This is a genomic window from Lishizhenia sp., from assembly GCF_057456495.1.
The window spans coordinates 1-8,005 of record NZ_JBVCPV010000142.1 but is presented as its reverse complement, the minus strand read 5'-3'; the positions used below and the strand labels follow the sequence as shown (position 1 = coordinate 8,005).

The following is an 8,005-nucleotide window of genomic DNA, read 5'->3' as shown; positions in this document are numbered from 1 at the left end:
CCATTCCCTCCTAGGATAGGACTCTCTGTATGATCTTGGTAAATAAAATTACTTAACACAGCCAATTTCTGCACTTTTTCAATGACCCCTGGATATAGCTTTACATCTTTCACAATACCCCCTTTAGAAATATTCTCTTTTCCTACTTCAAACTGAGGTTTTACCAACAAAACAAGATCTGAATCTGGTTCCATAAACGCGTGAATAAAGGGCAGAACTTTTTCTAAAGAGATAAAAGATACATCCACAACACATAGCTGCGTCATTTCGGTAATCAATTTATTATTGAGCTCTCTAACGTGTGTCTTCTCAAGGTTTATTACGCGCTCATCTTCTTTGAGTTTCTGTGCCAACTGGTCTCGACCCACATCAACAGCAAATACTTTGTTAGCACCTCTTTCCAGTACCAATTCTGTAAATCCACCCGTACAAGCACCGATGTCCATCACTGTTTTTCCAGTAGGGTCAATTCCCCAAAGATCTAATGCTTTTTCTAGCTTAAGTGCACCACGAGAGACGTATTGTAATTCCTGACCTAACAATTCTATTTTTACGTCAACTGGAAATTTCTTCCCTGGCTTGGTGAGTAATTTTCCTTCCACAAGAACCCCTGTTTCTTTGATTAACTCTTCCGCTCTTACACGTGTACTTACCAATCCTCTGTTGATCAAAATTTTGTCCAGTCTCTCTAATTCCACTTTTCTAGCTTTTAAGGCTACAAAAATAATACATAGTTGTGAAAAGGAGCCTATCGGTTTGATGGTTCGAATGTTTGAAAAGTTAAAATTTGAGGTATTTAACTGATTTAAGCTTGGTGTGCAGCGAAAATTTGAAAAATTCTAATGTTGTATTAAAGATTTAAACATTGATCTAAGGTCTAGTAATTAGAGAAGATAAAGAAAATACACGCTCTTTGTGCTTTGTGATAAAGCTTTGAGATTTCATTGGTTAAAAGCCGTTATATCTCGTGACCAAATAGTCTTTTTGAATTTTAATCTTTAAACTTTGAATTAATAATGGCAAAGATTTTGCGTTATACTCTGTGAATATAAAAACTTGAAAATATGAAATGGACATTTGGTGCAGCTATCGTTTTGAGTTTAGGCTTGGGGTTGGTAAGTGCGACTGCCGTTAAATACCCTACAGCAAAGAGCAAAAGTTTTGAAGCAGGAGAACGATTAAGATATAGAGTAAGTTACGGTTTTGTTGATGCAGGTGAAGCCATCTTGACGGTGAATGAAACCTCAAAAAAATCTCCAACGGGAAGAAAACTCTACCACATGAAAGGTGAAGGAAGGTCTTTGGGAGCATTTAATGCTTTTTACAAAGTAGAAGATGTTTACCAAAGTTACATGGACCAAGAGGGTGCTTTTCCATGGGAGTTTATTAGAGATGTTTATGAGGGGGGACATGAAATCAAACAGAATTACACCTTTAGACAAGACAAACAAACCGTAAACACAGGAGAAGAAACGGTAAAAGTACCTTTAGGTGTTCAGGATATGATCTCCGCCTTTTATCACGCGAGGACTTTAGATTTTAAAAACATGAAAGTAGATCAAGTTACCACCTTCGATTGTTTTATGGACGGTGAACTTTGGCCACTTAAAATGAAATATAAAGGAATAGAAAACGTTAAAATAAGAAAGGGCGAATTTGAATGCATGAAGTTCGTACCTGTAGTCCAAGAAGGACGTTACTTTAAAAACGAGGAAGATGTTGAGTTTTGGGTAACCAATGATGGAAACAGAATACCTGTATTAGTAAAAGCGAAAATAGCAGTAGGTAGCATTAAAATGCACCTCGTTGAATGGGAAGGTTTGAAACACGAGCTTGCCAAGAAATAAAATCAAAGTGTTAGTACACTAGTGTATGAGGGAGGTCACAATTTGATCTCCCTTTTTGTATAGACTTCCTTTCTACCAGCAACAAAAGCATCACCCTGCTGTAGGGATTGAAACAAAAAAGCGCCACATAAGCAAGAAGCCTGATGTAGCGCTATATATTCTCTGGCTTTGCAGCCGAAGTATTTAACCAGAAGTTACGGTGTAGTTTCGATCATTTATTTAAGTAAATCGAAAGACAACCAAAACTTCTTACTGCTTAATTATTTTCTCTGAAACTACTTTTCCATCTACTTGCAATTCTAAGGTGTATACTCCTTTTGCATATGGGAAGAGCATTTCTATTTTTTGTCCGTTCTCAAAGTTGAAACTTTCTACTAGTGCCCCTTTAGCATCGAACAAGCGCGCAGTTACCGGACCTTGCTCCGTTGGAACGGTAATAAACAATTTATCGCTCACTGGATTTGGGTAAATATTGAATTCAAAAGCATCTGCTTTATCTAACCCCACCTTATCTATCACGAAACACTCAGAAGTATCTGAACAATTTTGCCCCGTTGCAATTAAGGCATAACTACCATTGGCCGTTGCTACAAAAGTAGACCCTGTTTCACCTGGAATTGGCGCATAATTATTATTACAGTCCACCCATTGATTTTGTAAATTACCACCTGCAAATGTTGCCAGAGTAATTGGGTCAACTTCATTTACAACTGCTTCAACATCTTCAATAAATAAATCTAAAGTTCTCACAGAATCACAACCAAACACCGAGGTATAAGTAGTTGTATATACTCCTGTTGAGCTGTAGGTATTTCCATCTTCTATCCACAGATAATCACCGCAGTAGTTAACCGTTTCTGTAAAATTATACGATGGATTCACTTGTAAATCTAGCGTAACCAAAGAATCACAACCATTGATGGTTTGCAGTGTTTCTGTATAGATTCCAGAACTGGTATACGACTGATTATTTGCTGGCCAAACATAAGAACCACAAGCCATTTCAGTTTGTGTGGTCGCAACGGCATTGTTTATCGTCAACTGTAAAGTAATCGTACTATCACATCCTAAGGCATTGGCTATCACTGCTGTGTAATTCCCTGATGTGTTGTAGGTATTCCCATCAACAGGCCAGATATAAGCATCACACTGCGTAACCTGTTGGGTTGATGAATTGGGTTGACCAATGTTTAAGTTTAAGGTAACAGTTGAGTCACACCCTGCAGTACTTAATACAGTTTCCGAATAAGTACCACTGGCATTATACGTTTGTCCGTTCAACGCCCAAGTATAAGCCCCACAAGTATTCACATTTTGAGTACTTGAAGCTGCGTTACTAAAACTTAGGTTTAACGTAACCACACTATCACAACCATTCACATTACTTAAGGTTGTTGTATAGTTCCCAGCTGAGGCATAAGTTTGTCCATTAGCTGGCCAAGTATATGCGCTACACGTTGTAATATTTTCTGTTGTATTATCTGCCCCCAAAACGGTAAGATCTATAGCTACAATACTATCACACCCTCCAGCTCCTGTGAGCGTATCTGTATAAATACCAGTAGAGTTCCAAACGTAGTTTCCACTTGGAGAGGTGTAGTTGGCACAAGTTGAAGCAGGAATTGGAGAACCAGCTACTGGTGTAAAGCGAATATCATCTATGGCGATATCTGATTCAAAATCCCAACCTGTAACACCTCTTATTCTCAACTTTACGGTTTCACCTTGGTGTGCTGATAAATCTACGTTTTGCGTGAACCATTGGTCTCCTTGGTTTCCAGAAAGCACCGGTACATAATCTTCGTGCCACTCATTGTTATAGAAAAGATCTACGTGAATTTGCCCCATATGACCACCATACATGTGGTAGGCAAAACTAAAGTTATAGGCTTGTGTAAGTTTAATACAGTTCGACGCTAAGGTCGCAGTGTTCTGAAAACAACCATTCGATGCCTCTAAATAAACATATTTACCCGCTGCTGTTCCTAAGGTGTTATCAACACTTGGTCCTGTCCCAGTAGAAGGTGTACCTCCAGTATCAACTCTCCAATCTATATCATCTTCGGTTCCATTAGCTAGGTTTATCCAATTAGAAGATAAACCACAAACCGTTGCTCCACAATTATTAGAGGTAGAACATGTGGTTTCCGCTTCAAAATTTTCATTGTAATCACAAGGGTAATCTGCCTGACCTACAGTAATGTAAGCCGTTTTTGTTTCTACATCACTTCCTTGTGCATTCGTTACCGTTAGTGCAACTGTATAAGTTCCTGCGTCAAAGATAACTTCAGGGTTTTGAGAGGTAGCACTCGTACTATTGACATATTGAAAAGTAGAGGGTGTAATATTCCAAGACCAACTGTTAGGTGTGAAATTAGAAAGGTCAGTAAAACTCACCACACTACCTTCACATGCTGATTCTGATGTTGAGGTAAAACAAGCCACAGGAGCCAATCCCCCTGGATCTTTTAAATCACTCCTCCACAACCCTTGTCCATAAGTAGCCGCCAAAAGTTGACCTCCACAACTCACGTTATCGTATTGAATTTCTAATTCGAAAACTTCACAATTCGGTAAATTTGTCTGATAAGAAACCCAATCCGTTAAATTATCATCGATGTAATATACACCTACATCCATACCCACATACATAGCATTCACAGAACTTTCATGATCAATAACTATAGTATTTAAAGCTATGTTCGGTAAGGTTCCTGAGATATCTACCCAAGAGGAACCTCCATTATTCGATTCATAAATATTGTTGTTTAGTGCAATAAATAAGTGATTCGGATTGGTTGGATCTATTTCAATATCACTTGGTTCATTACTCACAGGTAAATTAGCTCCTAAATCCACCCATGTTGGTGTAGCTGTAGTTGCATTCGTTGATTTCCACAGTTTATTATCTCTTCTTGAAACATAAACTACATCACTATTCGAAGGTGCAATAGCAATATCTCTTATTTTCTGAGAACCTGAAAACGTTGTTATTTGTGTAAATGTCGCTGTAGCCTTCACATCTGTACTTCTCCAAACATTCTCCATCCCCACTAACATGGTATTTGAGTTATTTGGGTCTAGCTTATAGGGAGTAACCCAAGCTCCAGATTCTGAAATTGAACTGGTAATTCCTGAGAAATTATTACCTCCATTGGATGACCTTCTTATGTCACCATAATACAAAGCACCATACATGTAATTGTCATCGGTTGGATCTATAACGCACTCCATACCATCACCTCCAATTACAGTATAAAAATCATTCGCCGCTGTTGTATAGCCCGTTCCATTATCTTGGAAACCGGTAATCACCAAATCCTTCGTTTGTTGAGATACACCTATCTTGTAAATTTGGGCAATCGCTAAACCACTTGAAATATCTGTCCAGTTTGTACCATCATCCATCGTATAATATATTCCACCATCATTACCATTGTAGAGTATGTTATTATGTGGTGAAAATTCTAGCACGTGTTGATCGGCATGAACACCATCAATACTCCCTTGGGTTCCTACCCAATAAGAAGCACAACTCAAATTCATTCCGCCATCCGTAGATTTCCAAATATTGATACCTCCTGCGTATATTTCGTCTGCATCCAAAGGGTTTGCTACAAGAACTAAATCATACCATGCCTGTGATGCATTTCCTGAACCATCTGTTTGATAACCTAAGATATTTGGTGTGGTACTACGCGCTGAAAATGAAATCCCTGAGTTCGTTGAACGATAAATTCCTACTAAACCATTCCCGTCTCCTGCCAATAGATATACCCAATTCGGTTCATCTGGAGATACTGCTAAAGCCATTCGAGAAGGATTAGAGGGTACACCACTTGAAATTTGAGTAAAGTTTGCTCCACCATTGGTTGATTTGTGCAATTCCGAACCTGAAGCGTAAACGATATTTGGGTTTGTTGGATGAAGTGCAATATCCTTCGGGTTCATCCCTAAACTGGCAGAAGAAGACCAAGTCGCCCCACCATCAATCGTTCTATAAATTTTTTGATTAGAAGCTGCAGCATACATACTATCCGCATTGTTCGGATTCATAATCAGCTCATTAATGGTAATATTCCCCATCCCTGAATTATGTGCTGCCCACGTTGCACCACCGTCTGTTGAACGCCAGACCCCGTAACCTGGAGCATCTCCTCCATCTCTATCTCCCGTACCTATGTAGATTGTATCTGGTTGGGTAGGGTGAATAACAATACTTGATACTCCTAAACGCGTCAAACCCGCTGAATATTCTGTCCACGTTGCACCGTGATCTGTTGTTTTCCATAAACCTCCAGCCGGTGCCCCCACGTAGATAATGTTCGTATCCGTTGGGTGAAAGGCAATCGCAGAAAGTCTTCCGTTTCCATTCAACTGACCTGTCAAATTAGTGGGTAAAGATTTTGGTCCTACCAAACTCCAAGTTCCACTTCCCGCAACATATGATTTTGCCTGTGGGTGCGCTGCATTGTACATGAGCATTTCATTGAGTACATGTCCAGGACTAGGAAAAGTTCCATCTGAATTGACTCTACTCTCCCAATAATATTCCCATCTTCGGAATTGTTTTATTCCTTTTCCAGAAACATAAGGTTGACCACCGAATTCATCTTCGAAAGCTTCTTGTAGATCAAAAAAGTTTTGGTGGGCTTGAGAATTATAGGATCTCCAATCTATAGATTGACCATAGGTCATAGCAATGGAGGCTCCGCAAGCAAATGCGAGCGCAATGAGTTTAATAAGTTTCATTTTCTAGTTTTAGCAACGTAACAAATTTAAAATTAAATGCTTAAGCTAAAAATTAAAACAAAAAAAAGTGCCCCGATTTCTCGGAGCACTTCATCTACTGTATATGCACTACTTACTTTGAGTAATATAGCTTCGTATAGCCATCCTCGTCGTCTTGACGAACAACTAATTCTTTACTTTTAAGTGTTTCAATTTTAAGTACATCGTAAGAAGTATCTTCTGAATCGTCTCTAAATTGAATTTCTTCATCCTGAACTCTGTATTCTCCAGTTTCAGAAAACTCATAGGTGTTTCCGAAAGCTTCATACGAAATAGAAGAAGAATAAGAGCAAAATTCCTCATCAGCTAATTTACATTTATTGAAAGTAACTTCACCATTAGGATCCTCATCTGTTACGGTTACAGATCCATCACTTTCTTCAATTTTATCTAGTATCCAAGTTCCTTCTAACTTATTTACGGCTCTTTGTTCTTTTGTACAAGCGAAAGCTATTAGCGCAACCGCAGCAAGCATAAATACTTTTTTCATAATAGTTATTGTTTTTGGTTCTCTCAAACTTAATGAAATATCAGAAAGGATAGTTAAACGATATATGAACTTTTCTTATTAAAAATTTTTCGTATGTGTACATAAATTATTCGCATAAAAAAGCCCCTACCCAAAGGCAGAGGCCTTACATTATGCCCTATACAAGGTTAAATATTACTTCTCATCTTCCATTTGAAAATTTTGTAAATCCACAATTTAAATCGGTAGAACACCAAATACATTGCGGGTACAATAATCAATGTTAGGAAAGTTGCGAAGGTTAAACCGTAGATGATTGTCCAACTCATAGGCGAGAAGAATATATTGTTATCTCCACCTATGAAAATGTTTGCATCGTATTTTGTAATCAAACCAACGAAATCAATATTCAAACCTATCGCCAATGGAATTAAACCAAGAATGGTTGTGATTGCCGTTAACAATACAGGTCTTAACCTCGTCTCACCTCCACGTACGGTTGCTTTAACAATTTCGCTGTAAGGCAACTGTTCGTTCTCCGTTAAACCAAGCTCATCACGTCTTTGCGACCTCAATAAATTGGTGTAATCTATCAATACAATAGCATTATTCACCACAACCCCAGCCAACGCAATGATACCAATCATGGTCATAATAATTACGAAGTCCATTCCACTAATAATTAAACCTAAGAACACCCCAATAAGAGATAATACTACGGCAAATAAAATAATGGCCGGTGTAGAGAATGAGTTAAACTGTGTTACAATGATCAATAAGATTAAGAATACTGCGATTAAAAGCGCTTTACTTAAGAAAGCCATCTCCTTCGCCTGTTCGTCTTGCTGACCCGTAAATTTGTATTTAATGGTAGAAGGCAAGTTACCTTCTTCCACGT

At 38.3% G+C, this 8,005-nt stretch carries 5 protein-coding genes; 1 reads left to right on the top strand and 4 read right to left on the bottom strand.

What is annotated here, in order from left to right; genetic code table 11:
* The coding region (locus AC22ZQ_RS10425) for a TlyA family RNA methyltransferase (RefSeq protein WP_318958726.1) at window positions 1–698 on the bottom strand (698 nt) is incomplete at its 3' end.
* A 366-nt stretch (window positions 699–1,064) separates the two neighbouring features.
* On the opposite strand from AC22ZQ_RS10425, the gene AC22ZQ_RS10420 reads away from it, so the two are divergent.
* Window positions 1,065–1,847, top strand: coding sequence for a DUF3108 domain-containing protein (locus tag AC22ZQ_RS10420; RefSeq protein ID WP_318958725.1), 783 nt, complete (start codon window positions 1,065–1,067; stop codon window positions 1,845–1,847).
* Between the two features lie 249 nt (window positions 1,848–2,096).
* Here the strand turns inward: AC22ZQ_RS10420 and AC22ZQ_RS10415 are convergent, their stop codons facing one another.
* The 3 genes from AC22ZQ_RS10415 to AC22ZQ_RS10405 all read right to left on the bottom strand — a co-directional run.
* Complete coding sequence (locus AC22ZQ_RS10415; protein ID WP_318958724.1) at window positions 2,097–6,599, bottom strand: VPS10 domain-containing protein; 4,503 nt, start codon at window positions 6,597–6,599, stop codon at window positions 2,097–2,099.
* A gap of 112 nt (window positions 6,600–6,711) precedes the next feature.
* Complete coding sequence (locus tag AC22ZQ_RS10410) at window positions 6,712–7,128, bottom strand: lipocalin family protein (RefSeq protein WP_318958723.1); 417 nt, start codon at window positions 7,126–7,128, stop codon at window positions 6,712–6,714.
* A gap of 167 nt (window positions 7,129–7,295) precedes the next feature.
* Window positions 7,296–8,005 (bottom strand): efflux RND transporter permease subunit (locus tag AC22ZQ_RS10405; protein WP_318958722.1); only part of this gene is annotated, 710 nt, incomplete at its 5' end.